This window comes from Rhodococcus sp. KRD162 (assembly GCF_017168335.1).
In the GTDB taxonomy this organism is placed as follows: Bacteria; Actinomycetota; Actinomycetes; order Mycobacteriales; family Mycobacteriaceae; genus Rhodococcoides.
In genome coordinates this window covers 133,884-159,201 of sequence record NZ_JABFAU010000007.1, presented here as the reverse complement: position 1 = coordinate 159,201, position 25,318 = coordinate 133,884, and the positions used below count along the sequence as shown (strand labels likewise).

The 25,318-nt window shown below is 65.4% G+C and carries 26 protein-coding genes and 1 pseudogene; 9 read left to right on the top strand and 18 right to left on the bottom strand.

What is annotated here, in order from left to right; all coding sequences use genetic code 11:
• Window positions 1-104 precede the first annotated feature (104 nt).
• The 4 genes from manA to J1M87_RS12425 form a co-directional block, all read right to left on the bottom strand.
• Window positions 105-1,334 (bottom strand): mannose-6-phosphate isomerase, class I, encoded by a 1,230-nt coding sequence (gene manA / locus J1M87_RS12440; protein WP_206489828.1) that lies wholly within the window; start codon window positions 1,332-1,334, stop codon window positions 105-107.
• Window positions 1,334-2,476, bottom strand: a complete 1,143-nt coding sequence (locus J1M87_RS12435) for a tobH protein (protein WP_206489827.1) — start codon at window positions 2,474-2,476, stop codon at window positions 1,334-1,336. The genes manA and J1M87_RS12435 overlap by 1 nt, the downstream gene beginning before the upstream one ends.
• 70 nt (window positions 2,477-2,546) lie before the next feature.
• Complete coding sequence (locus J1M87_RS12430) at window positions 2,547-3,929, bottom strand: phosphomannomutase/phosphoglucomutase (RefSeq protein WP_206489826.1); 1,383 nt, start codon at window positions 3,927-3,929, stop codon at window positions 2,547-2,549.
• A 183-nt stretch (window positions 3,930-4,112) separates the two neighbouring features.
• The gene (locus J1M87_RS12425) at window positions 4,113-4,523 is read right to left on the bottom strand and encodes a DUF3499 domain-containing protein (RefSeq protein ID WP_206489825.1); all 411 of its coding nucleotides are present in this window, start codon (window positions 4,521-4,523) and stop codon (window positions 4,113-4,115) included.
• Window positions 4,524-4,595: 72 nt separating this feature from the next.
• On the opposite strand from J1M87_RS12425, the gene J1M87_RS12420 reads away from it, so the two are divergent.
• Window positions 4,596-5,081, top strand: coding sequence for a metallopeptidase family protein (locus J1M87_RS12420; protein ID WP_206489824.1), 486 nt, complete (start codon window positions 4,596-4,598; stop codon window positions 5,079-5,081).
• 42 nt (window positions 5,082-5,123) lie between these two features.
• On the opposite strand, the gene J1M87_RS12415 is transcribed toward J1M87_RS12420, so the two are convergent.
• The gene (locus J1M87_RS12415; RefSeq protein WP_027496498.1) at window positions 5,124-5,357 is read right to left on the bottom strand and encodes a WhiB family transcriptional regulator; all 234 of its coding nucleotides are present in this window, start codon (window positions 5,355-5,357) and stop codon (window positions 5,124-5,126) included.
• A gap of 714 nt (window positions 5,358-6,071) precedes the next feature.
• Between J1M87_RS12415 and cofD the strand changes: the two genes are divergently transcribed.
• Genes cofD through J1M87_RS12400 form a run of 3 tightly spaced genes read left to right on the top strand, consistent with a single transcriptional unit; the run spans window position 6,072 to window position 9,008 of the window.
• Window positions 6,072-7,061 (top strand): 2-phospho-L-lactate transferase, encoded by a 990-nt coding sequence (gene cofD, locus J1M87_RS12410; protein ID WP_206489823.1) that lies wholly within the window; start codon window positions 6,072-6,074, stop codon window positions 7,059-7,061.
• A 23-nt stretch (window positions 7,062-7,084) separates the two neighbouring features.
• On the top strand, window positions 7,085-8,452 hold the full coding sequence (locus J1M87_RS12405; RefSeq protein ID WP_206489930.1) for a coenzyme F420-0:L-glutamate ligase: 1,368 nt from the start codon (window positions 7,085-7,087) through the stop codon (window positions 8,450-8,452).
• A 4-nt stretch (window positions 8,453-8,456) separates the two neighbouring features.
• Window positions 8,457-9,008, top strand: a complete 552-nt coding sequence (locus J1M87_RS12400) for an NUDIX hydrolase (protein WP_206489822.1) — start codon at window positions 8,457-8,459, stop codon at window positions 9,006-9,008.
• Between the two features lie 52 nt (window positions 9,009-9,060).
• Here the strand turns inward: J1M87_RS12400 and J1M87_RS12395 are convergent, their stop codons facing one another.
• The 3 genes from J1M87_RS12395 to rfbD are packed head-to-tail and all read right to left on the bottom strand — an operon-like array spanning window position 9,061 to window position 11,945.
• Window positions 9,061-10,155, bottom strand: coding sequence for a sugar phosphate nucleotidyltransferase (locus J1M87_RS12395; protein ID WP_206489821.1), 1,095 nt, complete (start codon window positions 10,153-10,155; stop codon window positions 9,061-9,063).
• On the bottom strand, window positions 10,145-11,056 hold the full coding sequence (locus tag J1M87_RS12390) for a glycosyltransferase family 2 protein (protein ID WP_206489820.1): 912 nt from the start codon (window positions 11,054-11,056) through the stop codon (window positions 10,145-10,147). Before J1M87_RS12390 ends, J1M87_RS12395 begins: the two co-directional genes overlap by 11 nt.
• Window positions 11,057-11,090: 34 nt before the next feature.
• Window positions 11,091-11,945: a dTDP-4-dehydrorhamnose reductase gene (gene rfbD / locus J1M87_RS12385; RefSeq protein WP_206489819.1), complete on the bottom strand. Its 855-nt coding sequence runs from the start codon at window positions 11,943-11,945 to the stop codon at window positions 11,091-11,093.
• Window positions 11,946-12,104: 159 nt separating this feature from the next.
• On the opposite strand from rfbD, the gene J1M87_RS12380 reads away from it, so the two are divergent.
• The 3 genes from J1M87_RS12380 (at window position 12,105) to J1M87_RS12370 (ending at window position 14,613) form a co-directional block, all read left to right on the top strand.
• Window positions 12,105-12,428 carry a hypothetical protein gene (locus J1M87_RS12380; RefSeq protein ID WP_206489949.1) on the top strand — a complete coding sequence of 108 codons (324 nt, stop codon included), beginning with the start codon at window positions 12,105-12,107 and terminating at the stop codon, window positions 12,426-12,428.
• Complete coding sequence (locus J1M87_RS12375; RefSeq protein WP_307830796.1) at window positions 12,425-13,825, top strand: LCP family protein; 1,401 nt, start codon at window positions 12,425-12,427, stop codon at window positions 13,823-13,825. Before J1M87_RS12380 ends, J1M87_RS12375 begins: the two co-directional genes overlap by 4 nt.
• Window positions 13,826-13,896: 71 nt before the next feature.
• Window positions 13,897-14,613, top strand: a complete 717-nt coding sequence (locus J1M87_RS12370; RefSeq protein ID WP_206489817.1) for a TIGR03089 family protein — start codon at window positions 13,897-13,899, stop codon at window positions 14,611-14,613.
• A gap of 10 nt (window positions 14,614-14,623) precedes the next feature.
• Here J1M87_RS12370 and J1M87_RS12365 read toward each other — a convergent pair whose 3' ends face one another.
• From J1M87_RS12365 to J1M87_RS12355, 3 genes are all read right to left on the bottom strand, one after another.
• A complete protein-coding gene (locus tag J1M87_RS12365; protein WP_206489816.1) occupies window positions 14,624-15,013 on the bottom strand; it encodes a hypothetical protein in 390 nt (129 codons plus the stop codon).
• On the bottom strand, window positions 15,010-15,483 hold the full coding sequence (gene purE, locus J1M87_RS12360; protein ID WP_206489929.1) for a 5-(carboxyamino)imidazole ribonucleotide mutase: 474 nt from the start codon (window positions 15,481-15,483) through the stop codon (window positions 15,010-15,012). The genes J1M87_RS12365 and purE overlap by 4 nt, the downstream gene beginning before the upstream one ends.
• 133 nt (window positions 15,484-15,616) lie before the next feature.
• On the bottom strand, window positions 15,617-16,870 hold the full coding sequence (locus J1M87_RS12355) for a 5-(carboxyamino)imidazole ribonucleotide synthase (protein WP_206489815.1): 1,254 nt from the start codon (window positions 16,868-16,870) through the stop codon (window positions 15,617-15,619).
• A 146-nt stretch (window positions 16,871-17,016) separates the two neighbouring features.
• Between J1M87_RS12355 and J1M87_RS12350 the strand changes: the two genes are divergently transcribed.
• Window positions 17,017-17,568 carry a GtrA family protein gene (locus J1M87_RS12350; RefSeq protein WP_206489814.1) on the top strand — a complete coding sequence of 184 codons (552 nt, stop codon included), beginning with the start codon at window positions 17,017-17,019 and terminating at the stop codon, window positions 17,566-17,568.
• A 4-nt stretch (window positions 17,569-17,572) separates the two neighbouring features.
• On the opposite strand, the gene J1M87_RS12345 is transcribed toward J1M87_RS12350, so the two are convergent.
• From J1M87_RS12345 to J1M87_RS12330, 4 genes are read right to left on the bottom strand one after another with little or no spacing between them, the layout of a single operon-like run.
• The gene (locus J1M87_RS12345) at window positions 17,573-18,892 is read right to left on the bottom strand and encodes a HAMP domain-containing sensor histidine kinase (protein WP_206489813.1); all 1,320 of its coding nucleotides are present in this window, start codon (window positions 18,890-18,892) and stop codon (window positions 17,573-17,575) included.
• 6 nt (window positions 18,893-18,898) lie between these two features.
• Entirely contained in the window at window positions 18,899-19,579 is a 681-nt protein-coding gene (locus tag J1M87_RS12340; RefSeq protein WP_206489812.1) for a response regulator transcription factor, read from the bottom strand.
• 39 nt (window positions 19,580-19,618) lie between these two features.
• The gene (locus J1M87_RS12335; protein ID WP_206489811.1) at window positions 19,619-20,218 is read right to left on the bottom strand and encodes a PH domain-containing protein; all 600 of its coding nucleotides are present in this window, start codon (window positions 20,216-20,218) and stop codon (window positions 19,619-19,621) included.
• A gap of 45 nt (window positions 20,219-20,263) precedes the next feature.
• Window positions 20,264-21,100, bottom strand: a complete 837-nt coding sequence (locus tag J1M87_RS12330; protein WP_206489810.1) for a biotin--[acetyl-CoA-carboxylase] ligase — start codon at window positions 21,098-21,100, stop codon at window positions 20,264-20,266.
• Between the two features lie 95 nt (window positions 21,101-21,195).
• On the opposite strand from J1M87_RS12330, the pseudogene J1M87_RS12325 reads away from it, so the two are divergent.
• Window positions 21,196-21,474 (top strand): annotated as a pseudogene (locus J1M87_RS12325) (carboxyl transferase domain-containing protein); the annotation flags it as partial.
• Window positions 21,475-21,594: 120 nt separating this feature from the next.
• Here J1M87_RS12325 and J1M87_RS12320 read toward each other — a convergent pair.
• The 3 genes from J1M87_RS12320 to J1M87_RS12310 form a co-directional block, all read right to left on the bottom strand.
• Complete coding sequence (locus J1M87_RS12320) at window positions 21,595-22,827, bottom strand: TniQ family protein (protein ID WP_206489808.1); 1,233 nt, start codon at window positions 22,825-22,827, stop codon at window positions 21,595-21,597.
• Window positions 22,824-23,762: a TniB family NTP-binding protein gene (locus J1M87_RS12315; RefSeq protein WP_206489807.1), complete on the bottom strand. Its 939-nt coding sequence runs from the start codon at window positions 23,760-23,762 to the stop codon at window positions 22,824-22,826. The genes J1M87_RS12320 and J1M87_RS12315 overlap by 4 nt, the downstream gene beginning before the upstream one ends.
• Window positions 23,763-23,766: 4 nt before the next feature.
• On the bottom strand, window positions 23,767-25,318 hold a 1,552-nt coding region (locus J1M87_RS12310), incomplete at its 5' end, for a Mu transposase C-terminal domain-containing protein (RefSeq protein ID WP_206489806.1).

The window sequence follows — 25,318 nt, the reverse complement described above, 5'->3', positions numbered from 1 at the left end:
CGATCACCCGTCGCAGAATTCACTGTGCCATCAGACTATTGCCATCGGCCTACCGTCGGATCACTTCCAGCACGGCCACGCCGCGCCGCTCTACCGACGACGATTCAACTGCCGCCCACCGAGGCCACGAACACCTCTGCGCCACCCGAATCGGCGGTGACCGTGACACATTCGTCTGCAGCCGGTATCCACGCCGAACTGCCCTGCGGCACCGTCAGCCCCAACTGGGCGCCTCCGGTACTCGCGACCACGGTTCCGCTGGTGCACAGCAGGATCCTGGGACCGGATCCGGAGATGGCGACGCTCTCCCCCGCTGCGAGCTCGGTCCGGCTCAGCGCGAATTCGGGGGCAGGGGTGGGATAGCGGTACGTCGGCCGGTCGTCATCGCCCGCAGTGATGGCCGAGATGTCGGCGGGCTCGAAATCCAGGACACGCAACAGTTCCGGGACATCGACGTGTTTGGGCGTCAGTCCCCCGCGCAGCACGTTGTCGGAGTTCGCCATGATCTCCACGCCCGTACCGCGCAGATACGCGTGCAGGTTTCCCGCATCGAGGTACAGGCCCTGACCCGGAGCGAGGGTGACCCGGTTGAGCAACAGGGCTGCGAGCACCCCGGCGTCACCGGGATAGGACTCGCCGAGCTCGAGCAGGGTCTTCGCCTCGGCGGCGAATCGTCCACCGTCTTTCCGCGCCGGACCCGAAAGGTAATCGATACACCCCTGGGCCACGGCCGGAAGAATCTCGTCCAGCGACTGCCCGGGCAGCGTGATCCACGAGGTGAACACCGTGCGCAACCCGGACGCGTCCGGCTGTGCGGCCAACAGGGAGCGGTACCCGGCGAGTGCGGGAACAGCCAACGCGTCGAGCAACTCGACCGTCTCCGTGGGTCTGCGAAAACCGGCCAGAGCCTCGAACTCGCTCAATGCCACGATGAGTTCGGGCTTGTGATTGGGATCGCGGTAGTTGCGTACCGGGGAATCGATGGGAACACCCGCGGCGTTCTCGCGCGCGAAACCTTCACGAGCCTGTGTGCTGCTCGGGTGGGCCTGCAAGGACAGCGGCTCTTCTGCGGCAAGCAATTTCAGCAGGTACGGCAACCGGGACTCGTAGTGCTGCGCGGAATGCCCGAGCTGCGCCCCGGGGTCTCCGTCGATCACTGTGAGCAGCGGCGTGCTGCCACTGTCGTGAAGTACGTGCGCAGAATCGGCCGGATGCGCCCCGAGCCAGATCTCCGCCTCGGGGTGATCGGAGGGCACCGGCCGACCCTGGATCCGGGCCAGCGCGGTTCGAGAGCCCCATGCGTAGGACCGAACAGCGCCTCGCAAGAGCTGCACTAGCTACCGCCCATCAACTGCAGATACGCGGCAGTGGAGTCCAACCGCGTCGCCAACACGGACATCGTGTCGAGCACCGAGAGTGTAGCCGGATCCGGTGTCGAGACGGCGATCTCGAAATCGGACCTCGCCGGGTCGCCGCCGAACAACGCCTCGCCGGCGTCGGTGAGCATCAGTTCCGATTCCGGCACGCCGGCTATCCGACGTTCGGTCATCGCTCGGTCGACGTCCGTGGCGACGACGATGACACGCATCGGCAGCGGAGGGGGTGGGCCGTCGAGTTGCTCGTCGTGGAAGAACGAGTCGAATGTCGATGCCGAACTGGAAGATTCGGCAATCGACGCGCGAACCGATGCGGCGATGACGTCGCCGAGTTCACCGGCACCGACCACCGCGCCCGCGACGCGCAGCAACACCTCACTGCCATGCCGAGCGACCTCGACGGCGGCCGGACTGCTTCCGGTCAACACCACCCGACGACCGTTGACACTGCTGGCGAGAGATTTTGCCGGGTTGCGGAACACCTCGTTGGAGGGGCTGTTGCGAACTGCCTCGGCGTCGAGGAGATCCGCCAGACGAGACAGATTGGGCAGCAGCGTTTTCCATGATCCGCCCGCGACCGCACCGAGCACTGCCACGAACGCAGCCAGATAACGCAGCAGGGTGTTGTGGTCGCGAACTGCTATGCGCGGCGGCAACCACATCACTCGCGGCCCCCGGACGGCGCGCAGCGGTCCCTCCTCCGGGGCCACTACGACGACCTCCGCGCCGCGGCGCGCCGCGGCGTCCACCGACTGCGCCAACCGTGGATCGCCGGCGTCGTCGCCCGCGACCACCACCACGTCCAACGGCCCGATCCACGGCGGACTTCCAGTGCTCCGCACGAGCGGAACCCCGAGTCGATCGCCGAGCGCCGCGACGAGAAGTGACGCTGCGCGACTGCTGCGACCGTCGCCGGTCACGATGACCACGCTCCTGGGACGCAGATCGACCAACCGGTCGAGTACCCCTTCTTCGACCGCTGTGGCAACTGCCCGAACCTGGGCCCCCGCCAACGCGGCGCTACGTAACGCGCCCTCGCGGTCGGCCTCGATGAGCGCACCGGCATCGTCGAGATCGACCGGAGACGACACTGCCGTCATGGCTGCGACACCTCCTCTCGGTCCCGACGAGAAACCTCTTGATTGCCCACTCACCAACCCGTGGTGACCACTATTCCAGTCCGGCGCGAACGATGCTCAATATCTCGGTCGAAAGTGCGTCCACATCCTTGCTCGTTCTCGCTTCCACGTTGAGCCGCAGCAACGGCTCGGTGTTGGAGGCCCGCAGGTTGAACCAGGCACCGTCGCCGAGATCGACGGTGACTCCGTCGAGACGGTCGATGCCGACAGTGCGATCGGCGAACGCCGTGAGCACGGCCTCGGTGCGCGCCGCAGCGTCGTCGACGGTCGAGTTGATCTCTCCCGACGCGCTGTAGGTCTCGTACGCCGACATCATCTCCGAGAGCGGACGATCCTGCGCACCGAACGCAGCGAGGACGTGAAGGGCGGCAAGCATGCCCGAGTCTGCTCCCCAGAAATCACGGAAGTAGTAGTGAGCAGAGTGCTCGCCACCGAATACCGCACCGGTGTCTGCCATTTGCTGCTTGATGAACGAGTGCCCCACTCGGGTGCGGATCGGCGTGCCACCGAGCTCGGTGACCAGCTCCGGCACTGCGCGCGAGGTGATCAGATTGTGGATGATCACCGCACCCGGCTCCTTGGCCAGTTCACGTTCGGCCACCAGACAGGTCACTGCAGAGGGCGATACCGGGTCGCCCTTCTCGTCGACGACGAAGCATCGGTCCGCGTCGCCATCGAAGGCGAGGCCGATCTCGGCACCGGTCTCGACGACGAAGCGCTGCAGATCCACCAGGTTCGCCGGATCGAGTGGGTTGGCCTCGTGATTGGGAAAGCTGCCGTCGAGCTCGAAGAACAACGGCTCGATCGTCACCGGCAGCGGCCCGAACACCGCAGGAACGGTGTGTCCACCCATTCCGTTGCCTGCATCGACCGCGATCTTCATGGAACGAATTCCCGACAGGTCGACCAGGTCTCGGAGGAACTGGGCGTATTCGCCCAGCACGTCCCGTGTGCGTGCTGTCCCTGCCGGACCGTCGAACTCCGGAACTCCATCGACCAACTCTGCCTTCACCGTGGCCAGTCCGGTGTCCTGTCCCACCGGCTTCGCCCCCGAACGGCAGAGCTTGATGCCGTTGTATTTCGCTGGATTGTGGCTGGCAGTGAACATTGCCCCCGGGCATTCGAGCAGGCCCGAGGCGAAGTACAACTGGTCGGTCGATGCCAGACCGATGTGGATCACGTCGAGTCCCTGGGCGGTGACCCCGTCCGCGAATGCGCGGGCCAACTCGGGCGAAGAATCACGCATGTCGTGACCGATCACGACCGACTGCGCGGCCCCTGCCTCGTCCCGAACCAAGCGGGCGAACGATGCACCGACGTCTCGCACGAACTCCGCGTCGATCTGCTCGTCGACCACGCCACGGACGTCATAGGCCTTGATGACTGCGTTCACGGACTCTACGGTTCGGGCCACGAAAAAGTCTCCTGGTGATCGTTCTTACGACGCCGCACAGCAGCGTCGTCGAGTGGGGTGGGGAACGGTGCGAACCACACCGATATCGGCAACTGCCACGGTCCGTTCAGGTCCTGAGCGAAAACTTTGCCAGACCGCGGTCGTACCGGCCAGTCGGACCGGCGCACGCGGCGTCCGTGCGCGTCAGGACGTGGGGTCGGGGAGAACTCGAAGATGGCCGCGCCTGCCCGTCCGAACAGCAGGAGCCGATCGACGTTCGCTCTCGGGCGCGCGCGAGCCCGAGTGGTCGGTGCTCTCACGGTCCTCGGAGCGCATCCGATCGCCACGACCGGCCTCACGCACGGCCTCCGCGAGTGCGGTCAGATCGTCCTCGTCGGGCGTCGATGTCGAATAACCACCCTCGTACCGGACCAGCTCCCACCCCTTCGGCGCGGTGGTCGTCGACGCGTGAATCTCGCACAGATCCCAGGAATGCGGCTCGTCCACGGTGGCGAGCGGGCCGACGACTGCAGTGGAGTCCGAGTAGACATATGTGAGCGTTGCAACGGCAGAACGGTTGCAACCAGGCCTGCAGCAGCCACGCAGTGATCTCACGAGTGCAGACTATCCGGTAGGTGCAACCGACCGAACGACCGACACACCGCGCGAGCGCGATAACCTCCCACCATGCCCCGATTCTCCTCCGCACGCAGGATCAACTCTCGGTCGGTGACACGCCACGGCCGCGGCATCCGCGGACCGGTACTGCCCGAGGACATCCCGGCCAGGCGCTCACGAGCGGAGAAATTCGATCGACTGGTCCTCGAGGCGTTCGCGCGTATCGACCACAAGTGGCACGAGAAGCTCTCGAAGCTCGACATCGCCGTCGACGAAGTGCCCAAGATCAGAGCGCTCGACCCGGAGTCGGTGACGTGGCCACCCGAGGTGGTGGCGGAGGGACCGGTTCCACTGTCGCGATTGGTGCCGGCCGGAATAGACAAGCGCGGGGAGACGACACGCGCCAGGGTGGTGCTCTTTCGCCGTCCCCTCGAACGACGTGCCAAGCACCCGGAAGATCTCGAGGATCTACTGTTCGAGGTTCTCGTCGAACAGGTGGCGACTTATCTGGGGATGGATCCGGACGAGATCGATCCCGCTAGCGCCGAACAGTGATACCCGGGGTCGTCTACCGAGCGGTGAATCGAACCCCGCCGCTCAGCCGATGCCGCGCTTGAGCCGACGACGCTCGCGCTCGGACAGTCCACCCCAGATACCGAACCGCTCGTCGTTCGCGAGCGCATACTCGAGGCACTCGTCCTTGACCTCACAGCCCAAGCAGATTCGCTTGGCCTCACGGGTGGAACCGCCCTTTTCCGGGAAGAAGGCTTCGGGATCGGTCTGCGCGCACAACGCACGCTCCTGCCACTGATCCTCGATTTCCTCGAACATCTCGTCGAATCCCGCGACGAGACTGAGGAAGGGCTTGGACGGCGGAACCGATTCGGCAACGAACGGCATCGAGTCGGCATCCGAATCCGATTCGACCTCGAACTCGACTGCATCGGCCTCGGCGTCGTTGTTGTTTCGGGCTACGTACGCAGACCCCGCGTCGAACGTGACGCTCGAATCTGCGCCGTTGTCGGACTCGGTTTGCGGCGCGTCGTCGACAGCGCTGAGGTGTGCAGTGGGACCGCCCCGCTGATCACGTGTCACGTGCTCGTCATACATCGCTTCCGCCTCCTCACCTGTGCTAGCGCAGATACTTTCGGTCATTCCGTGCTCGAATACCTTGCCCCGCGCCGGTATTCGATCGAGCTACCATGTCCGGGCAAGCACAGCACGCCCGTCCAACCCTCGACCTCTACTCGACGTCCACTCAGGGGCGAAGACGGAGGGAACGAGTGTTCGAAACCAGGTTCGCTGCAATCGAACTCGTACTGCGAACCCTGAATGACATACCTGTGATTAGACACGGCCAGGTGTGTCGCGGTCAAGCCGATCGAACAAATCCAATACCATCACATGCCCGAAATCGGCTGTCTCCCCGGATCGGAGCCTGTCCCGCGCGTGTCGCGACGGTTCTCGACCTCGTACACGGGCCGCCGGAACGGTCCCGGTAGGCGCTGGCCGACCATCGTCGCAACCCTATTAGGCTCGTCAGTTGTGAAAGTTACTGTTCTGGTCGGCGGCGTCGGTGGAGCCCGCTTCTTGCAAGGTCTGAAAACCCTGCTCGGCACTTCCTCGTCCGACGGTGATCCCACGCACGAGATCACCGCCGTGGTCAACGTCGGGGACGACGTGTGGATGCACGGCCTGCGCATCTGCCCGGATCTCGACACGTGTATGTACACCCTCGGGGGCGGTATCGACCCCGAGCGCGGCTGGGGCCACGTCGGGGAGACATGGAACGCGCGGGAGGAGTTGGCGGCCTACGGTGCCGATCCGGACTGGTTCGGCCTCGGAGACCGTGACATCGCCACGCATCTGATCCGCAGTCGGATGCTGCGTACCGGTTTTCCTCTGTCGGCTGTTACCGAAGCCTTGTGCAACCGATGGCAGCCCGGCGTCCGCCTGCTGCCCGTCACCGACGATCGTTCGGAGACCCACGTCGTGGTTACCGATCCTGAGGACCCGAGCGGTGAGACACAGCGCGCAATCCATTTCCAGGAGTGGTGGGTTCGATATCGCGCACAGATTCCAACGCACAGCTTCGCCAACATCGGTGCCGAACAGGCAACTCCCGCACCGGGAGTCGTGGAGGCGATCGCCGAAGCCGATGCCGTGATCCTCGCGCCGTCCAATCCGGTGGTGAGCGTCGGTGCAATCCTCGCAGTACCCGGAATCCGCGGGGCGCTGCGCACGACGGCGGCCAAGGTCGTCGGCCTCTCCCCCGTGATCGACGGTAAGCCGTTGCGCGGCATGGCAGACGAGTGCCTGTCCGTCATCGGTGTCGAGACCACGGCGCAGGCCGTCGGCCGCCACTACGGAAGCCGAAGCGGCACCGGCATTCTCGATGCCTGGCTGGTGCACACGACGGACACTGCCCTCGTCGAGGGAGTGGATGTACAGTCCGTTCCCCTGCTGATGACCGACCCGGAGACCACCGCGGTGATGGCACGCACCGCGCTACAGGCGGCAGGACTCGACCTGTGACCGATCCTCGCGAACCCGATTCGATGCTGCCCGCTCCCAGCGATCGCGTCCCGGTCGATCACGCTCCTGGCGGTTCCATCGAAATCCTGCCGGTGACCGGGCTCCCCGAATTCAGACCGGGCGACGACTTGGCTTCGGCGATCGCCGAGCGCGCGTCGTGGCTGCGCGATGGCGACATCCTGATCGTCACCAGCAAGATCCTCTCGAAGGTAGAGGGTCGCCTGATCGAGGCACCGCGCGATGTGGACGAGCGAGACGCCGCCCGCAGAGTGCTGGTGGACCAGGAGGCCGTGCGCATCGTTGCTCGCAAGGGCCGGACCCTCATCACCGAGAACCGACTCGGCATCGTGCAGGCCGCGTCCGGAATCGACGGCTCGAATGTCGACGGCGGAGAACTTGCGCTGCTACCCGAACGTCCCGACGCCAGCGCCGCGAACCTCCGCTCGGCTCTCCGAGAACTGTTGGGGGTGACGGTTGCCGTCGTCGTCACCGACACCATGGGGCGCGCATGGCGGATCGGGCAGATCGACGCCGCCATCGGATCCGCAGGCCTGCCGGTCCTCCACGCCTATGCCGGCGCCGAAGACGGTCAGGGCAACGAGCTCGTCGTCACCGAGGTCGCCATCGCCGACGAGCTCGCTGCCGCAGGCGATCTGGTCAAGGGCAAACTGGGCGGCGTCCCGATCGCCGTCGTCCGCGGATTGTCTCCGGTCGACGACGGCTCCACTGCGAAGGCGCTGTTGCGCGGCGGCGAGGAAGACCTGTTCTGGCTCGGCACCGCCGAGGCTCTCGATCAAGGACGACGCGAGGCGCTGCTCCTACGACGGTCGGTGCGCTCGTTCACCTCGGACGCCGTCGATCCCGAGTCGATCCGGGCTGCCGTGGCCGATGCGCTCACCGCCCCTGCCCCGCACCACACTCGTCCGGTTCGGTTCGTCTGGGTCAGGACGCCAGCGCTGCGTCGCCGATTGCTGAACACGATGCGCGAGCAGTGGCGGGCCGATCTCACGAACGACGGGCTCGGTAAGGATCGGATCGCCGCGAGACTGAGCCGCGGCGACATCCTGTTCGACGCACCGGAAGTCGTGATTCCGTTCTGTGTGCCCGACGGCGCGCACACCTACCCCGACGAGAGGCGTCGGGCCGCCGAAGACACGATGTTCACCGTTGCTGTCGGTGCTGCCGTCCAGGGTTTGCTCGTCGCGCTCGCGGTTCGAGATCTCGGCAGCTGCTGGATCGGCTCGACCATCTTCGCCGCCGATACGGTTCGCGCCGAACTCGGACTGCGCGCAGACTGGAAAGCCATGGGTGCCATCGCAATCGGGCATCCGGACGAGAGCCTGACCGTGCGGGATCCGGTAGTGCCCGGGTCCTCGCTACTGGAGCTCTGAGGCAATGTCCGCGTTCACACTGCGGCGTTCGGTAGCCGCTGCGCTCGACGGCTGGCGACCACAGGGCTCAGCGGACGAATCGCTTCGCCACACCATGCTGGCCTTCCTCGACAGCAACCCGGACGCGTGCCTGCGCGCCAACGCGGCCGGCCACTTCACGGCCTCCTCACTGGTGCTCGACCGATCCGGCACCCACGTGCTGCTGACGTTGCATCCGAAGGTCGGTCGGTGGATTCAACTCGGCGGCCACTGCGAACCGACCGACGACACGATCGTCGACGCCGCGATGCGTGAGGCGACAGAAGAATCCGGGATCGCAGATCTGACCATCGACCCGGTACTGCTCTCGGCGCACACGCACCCGATCACGTGTTCGCTCGGCACCCCGACGCGTCATCTCGATCTGCGGTTTCTGGTGCGCGCCCGAGACGGTGCCCGAGCTGTGCGCAGTGATGAATCGACGGATCTGCGGTGGTGGCCGGTCGACGCACTTCCGGACACCGCCGAACACGAGACGATCGATCACCTCGTCTCGCTCGCCGCGCAACGCCGCTAGCCCGAACCGGATCCGCCGCCTGGGTTATGCAGTGGCCCGGTTCGGCGGGATTTCAGACGTCGGTGGAGAAGCGCACTCCGCCGTCAGGCAGTTTCACCCCTGGCCACACCCGCGCACCGCGAAGCAGCTCACATCGGGCTCCGATGTCTGCGCCGTCGCCGATCACCGCATCGCGCACCAGAGCGCGGGGCCCGATACGGGCACCGAAGCCGAGGATCGACCGCTCGACGACCGCTCCTGCCTCGACGACCGCGCCGTCGAACACGACGGCACCGTCGAGACGGGCTCCGGCGCCGATCTCGGCACCGCGACCGATGACGGTTCCGCCGATCAGCAGCGCCCCCGGTGCCACTCCGGCGCTGGGGTGCACCAACGATTCGCCGCGATCTCCGTCCAGCGCAGGCGAGGGCGCGATGCCGCGCACCAGATCGGCCGAGCCCTTGACGAAGTCCTCCGGGGTGCCCATGTCGCGCCAGTACGCGCTGTCCACGTGCCCGTAGAGCTTCTTGCCTTCGGCGAGCAAGGCGGGAAACACCTCTCGCTCCACCGACACCGGTCGATCGGAGGCGATGGACTCGATGATCTCACGCTTGAAGACGTAGCATCCGGCGTTGATCTGATCGGTCGGCGGATCCTGGGTCTTCTCCAGAAATGCTGTCACTCGGCCGGATTCGTCGGTCGGCACACAGCCGAACGCTCGTGGGTCACCCACGCGAACCAGATGCAACGTGACGTCGGCTTCAGTGGTTCGGTGTGTTTCCAATACCGCTGTCAGATCCGTACCGCCCAGCACATCGCCGTTGAAGACCATGACATTGTCCGCACGCAGGCGCGGGAGAACGTTCCTGATCCCTCCGCCGGTACCCATCGGCTCGGTCTCGGTGACGTATTCGATCTCGATGCCGAGCGCGGAGCCGTCTCCGAAATGCTGCTCGAACACTTCGGCCTTGAAGGACGTGCCGAGGACGACGTGCGAAATTCCGGCAGCCCTGATGCGTGCCAGCAAGTGGGTCAGGAAGGGCAGTCCCGCAGTGGGAAGCATCGGCTTGGGGGCCGAGAGTGTGAGCGGCCTGAGCCGAGTTCCTTTGCCGCCGACCAGGATTACTGCATCGGTGCGCGCGGCGACCGATGAGGAACTATCCACCATGTCCAGCCTCTGTTCTCTCGTCGGTGACTCGTCCGTCAACTTTTCGGGCCCGAAGCGCAGATCTCACAACGATCTTCGATCGAAGGCCGAGACCTATACGCAAGGCCAATCGTAGGGGAGCTTGCCACGCTTTCGCGTGCCGGTCGGCCTGGAAGCGGTACGCACTGGTGTGATGTGCGGGCAACATCACTTCCGGATGCCGTCCTGCGGCATGGCCTTTCGAGTGCGTCACCTCGACGCCGGGAACATAGACGTTGTGCCAGCCCGCACGGCCGAGCCGGTCGCCCAGGTCCACGTCCTCCATGTACATGAAGTATCGAGAGTCGAACCCGCCGATAGAATCGAACGCCGAGCGCCGCAGCAACAGGCATGATCCGGACAGCCACCCCACCGGACGCTCGCTCACCGACTCGTTCTCCTGGCGGTAGCGCTGAGTCCACGGATTCTTCGGCCAGAGCTTGCCGAGCACCGCGTGGCCCGCGCCTGAGGTGAGATCGGGCACCGACCGAGCCGATGGGTATCGGGAGCCGTCGGGTTCGCGGATGAGTGGTCCGAGCGAGCCCGCGCGCGGCCACCGGGCCGCAGCGTCGAGCAGACCGTCGAGAGAACCGGGGTGCCACCGTACGTCGGGATTGGCGACGACGACGAACTCGACCGAGGGATCGATGGCCGCGACCGCACGATTGACCGCTGCGCCGTATCCGATGTTCGCGCCGGTCCGCAGCAACTCTGCCTCGTCGAACGCGGCCTCGGCCGCCTCTGGTGTGCCGTCGACCGAGCCGTTGTCGGCCATGATCACCCGGCAGGGACGTGTTGTCGCCTCACGAAGAGACGTCAGGAATTGATCCAGGTATTCGCCGGGCGAATAGGTCACCGTCACCACGGCCAGCTCGGAACTCACGCGGGCAAGACTAGCCCGAGCGTGGTCGACACCCTCATCTCGACTGCGCCAACGCCGCCGTCAGCGCGTCCGACCACGGCCGGGAAGGCGGCAACCCGGCATCGAGCCACGCCCTGGACGAGAGCACCGAATACGCCGGACGAGGAGCCGCCGCGACGTACTCTGCGCTCGAACACGGACGTACCCGCTCGGGATCGGCCCCGATGCGTGCGAACACCGCGCGAGCGAGCTCGAACCAGCTGGCTTGCCCGGCATTGGTGTAGTGCACGGTGCGACCGACCACCGAAGGCCGGGTTTCGATCGCGAGCAGGCCCGACGCCAGGTCGTGGGCAAAGGTGGGTGAGCCGATCTGATCATTGACCACCGAAATCGTCTCTCGCTCGCCTTCGAGCCTGCGCATGGTGGTCACGAAGTTCTTGCCGGTGTTGTCGTACACCCAGGCAGTGCGTACGACGACGGCCTCGGGCAGCTCATCGCGTACGGCGAGTTCGCCGGCCAGCTTGGTGCGACCGTACGCCGACTTCGGGGCGGTGTCGGCGTCCACCTCGTAGGGTTCGGTCGCTGTGCCGTCGAACACATAATCGGTGGAGACGTGGATCAACCTGCCACCGACACGCCCGCAGGCGCGAGCGAGATTTCGCGGGCCGTCCGCATTGACGGCCAGGGCTCTGGCCTCGTCTGTCTCAGCGGCGTCCACTGCGGTGTACGCGGCGCAATTGATCACCGTCGCCCCTGCGCTCACCACGGCAGCGACTGCGTCGGGATCGGTTACGTCCAGGTCGGCGGACGAATATGCGCGTACCTCGGTGCCGTCTCCTCGGCCGGCGGCAAGAGCCACCACTCGGCGGCCCAACTGGCCATGTGCTCCGGTCACCACGATCGCGTTCACGGTTGCCAAGTGTGGCACGCCGTGTTCGGTTGGGCGAGGCGGTGACCGGTGACCAGTAACCTTCGAACAGCAGGGGGAGAACGAAGCAGGCGGGTGATCGGACCGGCCGGTAACGAGAGAGGGTCGTCACGGTGCCACGAGATCCAGGCACGCCCGGCGGTGAGCACACTCCCCCGCCCAGGCGGCGCACCCACCGGAAACCAGTCGGTCCCGAGCCGCGCGCCACGGGACGTCCAGACGATCGTGCGGCGCATCGCTACAGAACTGCCGAGGATTCGCACGGGAAACCCCGGGCGCGAGAACGTACTCGCCGCAACCGAGACGAACCCGCCGACCGACCGCGCGCGCCGCGACAGCACGATCGCCGCGTCGGCGTCGAACCGCCCCGATCTCACGGCGAACCCGGCCTTGCCGCAGGCGGCCGCCGATGGCCGGCTACCCATGTGGCCGTTGCAGTGCTGTCGGTACTGGTTTTACTGGTGACCGGCTTCGCATGGCGCAGCGTAGACAGTCTCAGATCCAACATCGCCACTGCGGGCGGTCTCGGCCTCGGCGGTGCCGCAGACGGTGCGGTCGACATTCTGATGGTCGGCACCGACAGTCGGACCGATGCCCACGGCAATGCACTGTCCCCGGAGGAACTCGCCTCGCTCAATGCCGGTGAAGAGGTGGCGTCGAACACCGACACGATCGTGCTGATTCGGGTCCCGAACGACGGTTCGTCGGCCACCGCCATTTCCATCCCTCGCGATTCGTACGTGGAGGTGCCCGGAATCGGCATGTCCAAGATCAATGCCGCCTACGGCGCGACCAAGGAGACCAAGCGGCTCGAGCTGGTGGAGCAGGGCGTCTCGGACGCCGATGCGGAGGTACAGGCCACCGAGGCCGGGCGCGAGGCACTCATCGATTCGGTCGCGAATCTGACCGGGATCACCGTCGACCACTACGCGGAGGTGGGCCTGCTCGGCTTCGTCCTGTTGACCGACGCTGTCGGCGGCGTCGAGGTATGTCTGAACAATCCTGTGGACGAGCCGCTCTCGGGTGCAAATTTCCCGGCAGGGGTGCAGAAGCTCTCCGGTTCCCAGGCCTTGAGTTTCGTTCGACAACGGCACGATCTGCCCCGCGGCGACCTCGACCGCATCGTGCGTCAGCAGGTGTTCATGGCCTCGCTGGTGCGGAACGTGTTGAGCGCCAAGACGTTGAGCAATCCGGGAAAACTGGCCCAGCTCAGCACTGCGGTGCAGCGTTCGGTGACACTCGATTCCGATTGGGACATTCTGCAATTCGCCACTCGGCTACAGGATCTCGCGGGCGGCAAGGTCAAGTTCGAGACCATCCCGGCGGTCGACATCAACGCCACGACCGACTACGGCGAATCGATCGTCCAGGTCGACCCGGCCGCGGTGAAGAAGTACGTCGAAGGTCTGCTCGACGACGGCAACTCGGCGCAGAACAATTCCGAGGGTTCCGATGCGCCCGAGATCGACCCGTCGACGGTCACCGTCGACGTGGCGAACGACAGCGGAATCGACGGGCTCGCCAACGGTGTCGCCGGTGCGTTGACGCAGTTGGGATACGTCGGAGGCACCATCGGAAACTACGAGGGCACGTCGATCTCGGCGAGTCGAATCCAGGCGGCCGATGCCGACAGTGATGCTGCTCGCGCGGTCTCGGCTGCGCTCGGCGGACTGCAGATCGTCACCGATTCTTCGCTGCCTGCAGACACGGTGCAGGTGGTGCTCGCCGACGACTACGCCGGCCCGGGTTCGGGGCAGGCCGCGACGGCAGAAACCGTTGCTCCCGAAGCCGGTACGGCAGTTCCCGAGACTCCCGCAGCTCCGATCGACGCAGGTTCCACCGGGCCTATGTGCGTCAACTGACGGACGGTCTGGCGCATCCTCATGGTGCAGGCGTGGAGCCTGCGCGGGGTCCGTGATCTAGGGTTCGTGGTGTGGCTTCGAACCTGACTCAGACCTTGCTCGACCCCGTCCTTGCCGCTGACCCGGCCGGTCCGCGTATCACGTTCTACGACGACGCCTCCGGCGAGCGGGTCGAGGTCTCGGCGGTGACGCTCGCGAACTGGGCAGCCAAGACAGCGAATCTGTTGTGCGACGAGTTGGGCTTCGAGGCGGGCGGCAAGGTCAGTGTGTTGTTGCCCGCGCACTGGCAGACCGCCGCGGCGCTGCTCGGTGTGTGGTGGGCAGGCGGCGAGGTGGTGCTGGGGGCCGTGGACTCGGCCGACGTCGCGATGGTGCCTGCGGATCGACTCGACGAGGCACCGGATGTGGACGAGGTGCTGGCGTTCTCGCTCGATGCTTTCGGCAAGGCCGTGCCGGATCTGCCGGTGGGAATGACCGACTACGCAACCTCGGTGCGGGTGCACGGGGATCAGTTTCGGGTGTCGGGTAGCGGGTCGGGAGCGGCGGCGTTGGACGGTCGTTCGGTGGACGAGGTGCTCGTGGCCGCGCGAGAGCGGGCCTCTGCCCGCTCGTTGACTGCTGCCGACCGGGTGATGTCGAGTGCGTCGTGGAGCACTGCCGAGGAGCTGATCGACGGCCTGCTCTCGGTTCTCGTCGCGGGCGCCTCGTTGGTTCAGGTGGCCAATGCCGACGAGGGAAAGAACGATCGACGCGCCGATACCGAGAAGGTCACCACGGTCCTGTCTTGAACGGCCGCCTTCACGTGCCCGTTCGGTAGCCGCCGTCCGCGAGTCCGGCCTCGATTTCGTACTTGTTTGCCGGTCCTCGGTGGCGAACTTCCTCGGCGAGGTACCGGAACGGGAAGCTCAGCCCGAACCGGGCCCATTGGTCTGCGTGCACGGCTTCGTGCCGTATCACTCGGCGGCCGGTGTTGTCCTTGGTCAGATACGCGCCTCCGAACGTGGTTCCGCCCCGTCCGAATCCGCCGCGCAGTCCGGTGCACACGAAGATCGAGAACTCGTGGTCGAAGTGCGCTGTTCCGCCCCACAAGCGGGCGTACCGCAACGCCAGCGTCGTCACCGCAACGGACTGCCACCGACCTCGACCTGCTAATCGAATCTGCTCGCGCCGCGACGTCGCGTTGCTCATCCCAGCAGCGTCGTGCGCAGAGCTCTGTCTTTCTCCAGCACCATGGCCTCCAGCGAGGCCTGAAATGCCGACATCCGTTCTTGCAGATCCGGATCGGACGCACCCAGTATCCGTACTGCGAGCAGTCCTGCGTTGCGGGCACCGCCGATGGAGACCGTCGCTACCGGAACGCCTGCCGGCATCTGGACGATCGAGAGCAACGAGTCCATGCCGTCGAGGTACTTCAGCGGTACTGGTACACCGATCACCGGCAAAGGCGTCGCCGAGGCAACCATGCCGGGCAGGTGTGCCGCTCCCCCGGCACCGGCGATGATCACGCGGATTCCACGGCTCGCGGCGTCGCGGGCGTAGTCGAGCATCCGCTGCGGTGTGCGATGGGCGGACACCACGCCCACCTCGAATCGAATTCCGAACTCGGCCAATGCTTCTGCGGCGGCTTCCATGGTCGGCCAGTCGGAGTCGCTGCCCATGATCAGGCCCACTGCAGGAGTGGAGCCTGCGGAACGACCCTCGGGTGCAGGAGTGGAGCCCGCGGAACGACCCTCGGATACAGGAGTGGAGCCTGCGGAACGACCCTGCGGTGCGGAATCGGTGGCGGGGTGGTCAGTCATCGTGCGGATCCCATCCGTCGGTCCATTCGGCGTGCGACATCCAGTGCGCCGCGCGTTCGGCTCGCTCACGCACCGAGGCCACGTACTCCGGATCGGCGAGGGAACCGGACGGTGAGCCGAGGATGTTCACGTGCCCGATTTTGCGGTCTTTGCGCTCGCCTTTGCCGTACAGGTGCACCTTCGCGTCGGGCATGCGCGCGAAGAGGTGATGAAGCCTCTCGTCCATGGTCATCCGGGGTGCCTCGGGTGCGCCCAGAATGTTGGCCATCACGGTCAGTGGGGCCAGTGGATCGGTGTCACCGAGTGGGTAGTCCAATACCGCGCGGAGGTGTTGCTCGAACTGCGAGGTGCGGCACCCGTCCATGGTCCAATGCCCGGAGTTGTGGGGACGCATGGCGAGCTCGTTCACCAGAAGCGTGCCGGAGGTGGTCTCGAACAGTTCCACCGCCAGATCTCCTACTACTCCCAGCGCGCCTGCGATGTCGAGGGCCAGTCGGCCGGCGGATGTGGCGACGTCCTCGTCGAGATCGGGGGCGGGTGCCAGGACGACGGCGCACTGACCGTTGCGCTGCACCGTCTGTACGACGGGCCAGGCAGCACCTTGGCCGAACGGCGATCGTGCGACCATGGCCGACAGCTCGCGGCGCATGGCGACCTTCTCTTCCACCATGAGGGGTACACCCAGGTCGAGTTGGGCCGTGACGATGCGCTCGGCTTCCTCCGCGTCGGCGGGCATCCACACTCCGCGTCCGTCGTATCCGCCGCGGATTGCTTTGAGGACGACGGGCCACCCGTGCTCGTCTCCGAAGGCGATGGCGTCCTGCGCGCTCGACACCTCCGCGTAGGCGGGTCCTGGCGCACCCAGTTCTGCCAGTTTGCGGCGCATGCGCAGTTTGTCCTGCGCGAAGATCAGGGCGCTCGGCGGCGGCTGCACGTTGACGCCCTCGGCCACGAGAGCCTCGAGGTGCTCGGTCGGTACGTGCTCGTGATCGAAGGTGACCGCATTGGAACCGGTCGCGGCGGTGCGCAAGGCATCGAGATCGTCGTGGGAACCGAAGACGACATCGGGACTGACTCGAGCCGCGGGCTCGTCTGCACCTGCCGCCAGCACTCGGAGCGTCTGACCGAGCTCGATGGCGGACTGATGGGTCATTCGGGCGAGCTGACCGCCGCCGATCATCGTCACCACGGGCATTCCGGTCGACGACGGGCGCGCGGCGTTGGGGCGCGGTTCGGTACCTGTCACGGCTCACCATGGTGTCACGTCGTGTGCGGTCCGTCCGAACCGGCAGCCCTCCGCGAGAACGTCGACCTGCCGGGGACCTGTGGAAACCCTGATGATCCGTGCGTCGGTTCGTCGGATCGGGGCTGTGTTTCGTAGACTTCTCCGTTGTGCCGACGATCGAGAGCGTGCTTCGACGCTTACCCAAGCCCGTCCGGGACCTTGCGGTTCGTCACAGCGAGCTGATCAAGTTCGCCATCGTGGGCGGCACGACAATGGTTTTCGACCTGGTGATCTTTTATTCACTGAGCTTGACGGTGCTCGAGCAGAAGCCGGTGATCGCCAAGATCATCTCGGGCGTTCTCGCGACTTTGTTGAGCTACTTCCTCAATCGTGAGTGGGCGTTCAAGCATCGGGGCGGACGAGAACGGCACCACGAGGCGCTGCTTTTCTTCGTCATCAGCGGTGTCGGAGTGCTCATCGCGGCCGGTCCGCTCTGGATCGCGAACAACATCTTCGACATTCGCGACACCAGTGAGTCGTTGACGATGGTGGTGATCATCGACTTCGTTCTCAACTACATCATCGGCAATCTCCTGCAGATGGCGTTCCGGTTCTGGGCGCTGCGGCGCTTCGCGTTCCCCGAGGAGAACGCGCGCACGATCCTCGAGGTCGACGCCGAGCGAACCGGGGACACGTCAGAGGCCGTCGATCAGCCCTGACCGGTCACCTCGGCTCTCGGCGGGGCACGGTAGGTGTGTGCTCACGCGAGGCGGGTAGAAAGACCGAGAACAGGGCGGGCCGACGGCGCTGTAGTTCCAGCCGTCCGCCATCGGCTTCGATCAGTGCCCGCGCGAGTGCGAGTCCGACGCCGGTGGAGCCTGCGCCGGAGAATCCTCGGTCGAAGATGTGCGGGGCCAGCTCGTTGCTCACTCCGGGGCCCTCGTCGGTGACCTCGACACAGACCAGTCGCTCACGCCGAGGGTCGGGGCTTTCGCCACCGGACACCGCTCGCACCGACACGGTGCAGCCGCCGTCGCCGTGTACCAGAGAATTGTCGACCAAGACCGACACGGCTTCTCGCAGCCGGGAGCCCGTCACCGATGCGGTGAGTTCGGCGTCTCCCTTGAGTACCAGGTTGCGGCCTGCATCCTCGAAGTTCCGCCGCCATTCGACGACTGTTGCGGTCAGTTCCTCGATGACCGATACCTCGTGCGCATCGGCGGCGCCGTCGCTGCGGGAGGAACGAACGAGTTCGTCGATGGCGAGGGTCAGCCGGTCGACTTGGTCCATCGCCTCGTTCGCCTCGTCCACCACCGCCGGGTCCGGGTGGGTGGAAATCTCGTCGAGCCGCAGCCGCACAGCAGTCAGTCGGCTTCGGAGTTGGTGCGAGACGTCGGCGACCAGCGTGTGTTCTCGTTGGAGTCGGCCTGCGATCTCGACGGTGGCCGAGTCGAGCACCTCCGAGACGCGGTCGAGTTCGGCGATGCCGTGCCGCCGAGCATCAGGCCGGAAGTCACCCTCCGCCAGTCGCGCGGCGCGACGGGCCACATCCTGCAGCGGATCTGCCAGTCGTTTTGCCGTCAGGACGGCGACGACTGTGCCTGCAAGCGCGGATGCGAGCACGACCAGTGTCACCGCGCCGAGTGCTTGGCGCTGGAGGGACCGCATCTCGTCGGACGGGACATCGAGTCGCAGTGAGCCGGAGGTACCCATCGACAGCGATTCCACGAGCGGCCGATCCACGAATGCCTCGCCGATGTCTGCGCGCGACGCGGCGTCGGCCGGAGTCGGGTAGATGACCACCAGCCGGCCGCCCTGCGGAATCGCCAGCCTGAGCGAGCCGATATCGAGCTGACCCTCGATCAGACCCGCCGAGCCCTCCTGGGAGATGATCTCCGCTGCCATGCGGTCCAGGCGTGCTTGCAAGTCGTTGCGGGTGAAGTCCTCGACCCACAACCACGCGGTGTACATCAGAGGGATACCGAGCAACAACGCCGTCATGACGACGACGGCCAGTATCGAGACCAGAATTCGACGTCGCATGGACTGCTAGTCGCTGTTGATGCGGAAACCGACGCCGCGCACCGTTGCTATGCGACGCTCGGCAACAGGACCTTCGTCCCCGATCTTGCGTCGCAACCAGGACATGTGCATGTCCAGTGTCTTCGATCCGCGCAGCTCTGCATCGCCCCAGACCTCACGCAGGATCACTTCACGGGAGACGACCTGACCTGCGTGGTCGAGTAGGACCTTGAGCAGCTCGTACTCTTTGTTCGCGAGTGAGATCTCGGTGCCGCCGACGAGTACGCGTCGCGCGGCCGGTTCGAGGCGGATGGCACCGACCTCGATCGGGGAGTCCTCTCCGGCACCGCGACGTCGGAGCAGGGCACGAACGCGGGCCATGAGCTCGGCGAGCCGGAAGGGTTTGCCGACGTAGTCGTCCGCTCCGGCATCGAGGCCCACCACGAAGTCGACCTCGTCGGTTCGTGCGGTGAGCATGAGGACCGCCACCTCGGATCGGTTGGCCCGTACCTGCCGACACACCTCGAGGCCGTCCATTCCGGGAAGTCCCAGATCGAGGATCAGCAGATCGAACTTCCCGTCGAGGGCGCGTTGCAAGGCGGCAGGGCCGGTCTGTTCGACGGTCACCGTGTACCCCTCGCGCCCGAGAGCGCGGGACAAGGGCGCAGCGATAGCTTCGTCGTCTTCTGCAAGCAGCACATCGGTCACATCGGACACCCTACGGTTCGAAAGTGAGAACAGCCTGTGTTACCTGCGTTTTCCGGCTCGCCAACCGGGCTTGGGCTCGGCGGCCGAATCCTCGGGCGACGGCTCGAAGGGGGCCTCGCCGCCGTGCATGGATTGGCGGCGGTACTCCATCGAGTCGAAGACTTGCTGGTAGAGCAGAGAGTGGACGCGCTGAACGCGCGGAATGTCGTCGAATTCGAGTGGATCGTCCGACGCGGAGGCGATGATGAGCGTTCCCGTACCCAGCATTCGATCGAGCAAGCCGTGGCGAAACTGGACGTTGCTGATTCTGCTCATCGGAATGTCGATGCCGGAGTGGGTGATCACGCCCTGACGGATCAGTACTCGCCTGTCGGTGACGATGAAGTGGGTGCACTTCCAACTGATCAGTGGAACCAGGCACCGCCATCCCACCAGCGCCGCCCACACCACCGCTACGGCGATCATGGCCACGTTCGCGGCGGTGGATTCGAGGCGCGCGCTCGCAGCGCCGAGTGCTACACCAGCGATTCCTGTGACGAGCACGAACGTGATCGACGGAAGGATCAGCATTTTCCAGTGCGGGTGATGATGAAGCAGCAGCTCTTCCTCGTCTGCCAACGCATCCTGTGGGTAACCCACGTGCACTCCTGACTGTTCGCTACGGCATCGGTCGAGGTGAGGGTCTTACGAGACGGGTCGCAGATGCGTGACGTCGCCTGCCGCGACCGCAAGTACGGACGGTCGAGCCGAACCGGTCTGCTCCATCTCGATGACGATTCTGCCGTGTTCGTCGACGTCGATGGCAGTACCGAACTTCTCCTCGCCACCGGGGAGGTCGACACGGACGCGTTGTCCGATGGTGCCGCACCGCTCTCTATACCTGCGGGCGAGCGCATCGGTCCCCCAGTTCGAGTCACGCCAGGAATCCACTTCGGCGGCCACTCCGCGCAGAATCGCGCGCACCAGAGTGTCGCGATCGAGAACAGCGGCCTTTTCTACTGCGAGCGACGTGGCGGTGGCAACCGGCAATTCTTCGGCCGTCATCGAGACGTTGACCCCGAGCCCGATGACGACCGTCGGGGACGGTCCGTGGGCCGCGACCTCGGCGAGGATGCCCGAGACCTTCTTGCCTCCGATGAGGACGTCGTTGGGCCATTTGAGTCGCGCATCGACCTCGGCGACGGTGCGCAACGCGTCGACGAGGGCAACTCCGGTCATCAGCGGTAGCCATCCGAGCACCGCAGGATCGATGCCGGGGAACTTCAGCAGCATCGACAGGAGGATCTGCGAGCGAGGCGCCCCCGAGAACGATCTCGAATGCCGCCCGCGACCACTGTCCTGGTATTCGGCGATCAGGGCTGTCCGGTCCGCGTAGTTCGCGACCCCTTCGACGAGGTCGGCGTTGGTCGAACCGGTTTCGGCGATCAAATCCACCCGAGACCACGATGCCTGCGGTCCGTCCACCAGTGCCCGGCGAAGGGCACGGACATCGAGTGGCGGGCGATCGAGATTTGTCCACATGCGAGACAGCATATGGGCTCGGCGACGATCCGATGTCCTCGGCGAACCACCCTCGGTCGGGTCGCAGATCACGCTCGCAGTTAAAGTGTTGCCCCATGACCAGCGTCCAGGATTCCACTGCACATGGGTCGGCCGAAACCCCCGATATTCATACCACTGCGGGTAAGTTGGCTGATCTTCGTAAACGTCTGATGGTGGCGGAGGTTCCATCGGGTCAGGCGGCGGTGGACCGGGTCCACGCGAAGGGCAAGTTGACGGCGCGGGAGCGGATCACGGCGTTGCTCGACGAGGGGTCGTTCGTCGAGCTCGATGCGTTGGCTCGGCATCGTTCGGTGAATTTCGGGTTGGGTGAGAACCGGACGGTGCGGGAAGGAAAATTCTCGTCGGTCACCGCACACATAACGTCGGTGACTATGACCCCGGCGCGAAAACGGACTTCTCGGCTGACGCCGCGTATGCATCGTCGCGGACAACCCCGCTCCATCGGGCGATAGCTATGTCGGCGGATGTTGCAGCGGGATCCCGTGGTCGAGGAACAGTTGCACCGTCTCATCCAGCTCCGCTGCGGTGCGGCACCCCCAGCGTAGGAAGTTGTACAACGAACTGGCGGATGCGGGGTCGACGCGCGCTGCCGCGATGGCGGCCTCGGCCGCAGCGTGCGCGTCAGCCCATAAATCGCGCTCGGGTGCGGGATAGGACGAGCGCGTCGGAGCTGTCCCGGGATCGACCGGCTCATAGGGACGTGGGCTCAGCAGAGATGCGTGCGCACCGCCGGCATCGATCTCACCGCTCTCGACCAACGCAATGGCGATCGCCGCGGCCTCGAGGACTGTCGCCTGCTCGTCCCAGTGCAGGTCCTCGAACGGAACCCACGCGGTCCGCAACGGGCGAGAACGACCGGCGGCCTTCCAGATCGCAACGAGCCTCGTCGCCCACCGTCCGGTGCGAACCAGCGGCGAGGACACTTCGTCGACGACGGTGCGCAGAAGCCGAAACCACACTGCGGCATGTACCCGGCCTGGGCCGAGTTCCACCCATCCCGTCGTCAGAGCCTCGGTGCTGCGCCGATCGAGGTCCGTGACCGCCGAGGGAACCGGAACGGGCGAGACCCGTTCGTCCGAACCGAACCGGACCTGATCCCAGAAGATTGCATGACCAGGGAAAACAGAGCAGGGTTCGAGTCGACAACGGTGGTCGAGGCAGCTGCTCAGCACCGGATATTGATGCAGCAGAGTCATGTTGATATCAGCAGTGGATTCGAGGCTGTCGATACATGCCGGGCATGCCCGACTGCGCGGAGTGCTCGCCCACGGCAACCATGCTTCGCTCGTGGGTGTGCGGCGTCGTCGATCCTCCCTCGCGAGGTCGGCCGGTAGCAGGATCGAGAATTGGTGGACGTAGGTGTCGAAGTCGCAGTCGGCGGGGTCGGTGCTGTCGAGCAGCCACGGTGTCCACCCCGCCAACGTCATCATCCGCACCCTCTCTACCGGGACTGCGCCGCGACCGGCCAGCTCGGCAAGGATCGGCTCCGGTGTGTAGCGGTCGAGATCCTCGACAGCACAATCGATATCGAGGTCTGCAAACAGATCAGAGGGCCTGATGTGCGGATACAGCTCGCATATCCGGGCCAACCAGGACGAGAGGACCTCACCTGGCAGTGGCGGCGGGTGCAGCGGCCACGGGCGAACGTACGCATCACCGGGCATCGGTGCGAGCCGCGCGTTCATGCGAGGTGGCGTTCGAACTGGCGGCGTCGCTCCGTGGGGCCGAGGTACGGAGTGCGCGAGAGCACCGATGAGGTGATCGCTTCCTCTCCGCTGTCGACGGCGGTCACTGCTGCGGCAGTGAGCAACGTTGCCAGTTCACCGATGGTGCCCTCGGAGCGAGTGAGAAGGTAGTCGGTCATCTCCAGTGATGTCACGTGCGAGGGTTTGCGGAGGGGGAAGCTCGTGCTGAAGCTGGCCAGCAGTGATCTGGTGTCGGCAGTGTTGGTCCAGACCGGCAAAGTCATGGGATGGAATCGGTTCTCCAACTGGGGATCGGTCCGGATGACGAGGTAAGCATCACGGGTGCCGACAGCGACAAGAGGAATGCGTAGTTCGTTGCCCAAAAACCGCAGCACGTTCAAGAATTCGCGGCGCACGTTGTCACGGCCGGCGAGAACATTGTGGAGCTCGTCGATGATCAACATCCGTACGCCGGTGGCGCGGAGCAGCATCAATGCTTGCTGTTCGAGTTCGTGGACCCGATTGCGTGGTCGGGTCGGTGTTCCCAACGCTGTGAGCAGTGCGAGGTAGAACCGGCCGGGTGACGGGTCCGGGGGCATCTGCATGCACAACACCGGTATCTGCTCGCGGTCGGACAAGCTGATCGGCGGATGAGTGCGCCGGAACTTTTCGATGATCATCGACTTGCCGTTGTTCGTCGGACCGAGCAACAGTAGGTTCGGCATACGCTGTCGGTCCGGCCACGACAGCAACGTCTCCAGATGGTCGATGACCGTACGGGCCTGCGGATACCCGATCCACCTCTCCGACCGGATCAACCGGATCTTGTCCGCGTCGTCGAGTGCGGCGAGCGGACGAACCGACTCCCGCAGGTGCCCCAAATCCTCACCGGACGACTCGGTGGCTTCGTCGCTGCTTCCTGTCGATGCGGTCATCGGCTCACCATTCCTCGATATCGCTGAAGACCGGCGTTGCGGTGCCGCCGTCCGCTCGAGGCTCCACCGGCGGGTGGATCGCCGGGATCGGTGCAGACGCGGCGCCGGTGAGATGCATGCGGCGGGCACGGTTGCGCCGGGCTTTGCGGGTGGCTTTCTGTGAGCGGTCGGTGACCTCGCGCATCTGCTCGATCATCGAAAACAGTGCGCCCTCATCGACGTTCGACCGACCTTGTTCGCGGAGACGGGTGATAGCAGCTCTGTGCTCCCACAGTGTCACCGCGGGATGTGACATCGTCCGGTACGGCACCTCGACATAGCCGGCACCGTCTGGTTCGAGGACCCAGATTCTGCTCAAATCGCGTGGGTCACGTCGTATCACGAACCGCCCCAGATCCTCTCGCCGCGCAACCCACGGTTTGAGCGCGTTCGAGAAGTAGTGCACGTGATCGAGGACGAAGCCCGTGCGCGTCAGACGTCGCCGGATGACGGGAAGAAAGTCCACCAGGAAAGCGGTTTCGCCGAGCACCACACGAGGGGCGTGACCAACTGCGGCGACCTCGCCGGCCCACACCGCGGCCGGAGTGTTCCCGATCCCTGTGTGAACGCTCGCGTGATACGAGGCTATGGCCAGGACCAGCCAGCGTTCCAACTCACGCAATGTCAACGCCGCGTGCTTGTCCGAGTCGTAACTTCCTCGGTCCGCTGGGTTCGAGAAGGTGGTCCCAGGCAGCTCGTGCACCGCCGTCATCGCCGTTCCGATGATGCGTTCGACGATCCCGCCGTAGTGCGGTCGGCCCGGAGGACGGTATTCGAGTGTGATGGCGTGCTGGGCGCATCCGCGGCGCAGCGCTTCGCTTTTGAACTCGGAGGCGTTGTCGAGGTACAACTGTTTCGGTTTCCCTGCCATTGGCCACTGCACCTGTTCCGCGAGCTCGCATGCCTCCAGCCATGTCTGCTTCTCGCAGCACACGCGGCCCAGGCACAACCCGACCGATATCGACGACGGCGGCTCCAGAGTGACGACGAACCCGAGTACGGAACGGCTGAGGACATCGATGGCGATCGTCAGGTAGGGGCGGCCGATCGGTTGCCGCTCGTACTCGTCGACGACCATCAGATCGACGACGGTGTGGTCGATCTGGACCTGATCGAGAATCCCCGAAACCGTCGGTGGATCGTCGCCGGCGGACTGACGTGGGCGGGCGGCATCGGGTCCTCCGCGTGACCTGGCCACCGATGCCGGATGGAGCGCGGCGATTCGTGCGGTGACGGTGTTTCTGGCCGGCACTGGCAGACCCGCGCGGTGACAAGTCAACGCGATACGTCGATGCAGCGCAGCGACACTCAGCTTCTGGCGGTGAAGAAAATATCGGGTGAGATGATCGCCGATCACCTCTTCGACCTCAGCCGCTACTCGGCTGCGGCCACGCCCACCCGGCGAGACCTTCGTCAGAAGATCGGTGACCGTACCTGTCCCGTCCCTGAGTTTGCCAAGCAACGCATAGACCCGACGGCGCGACAACCCCAGTCGTTCGGCCGCATCATCGACCGCT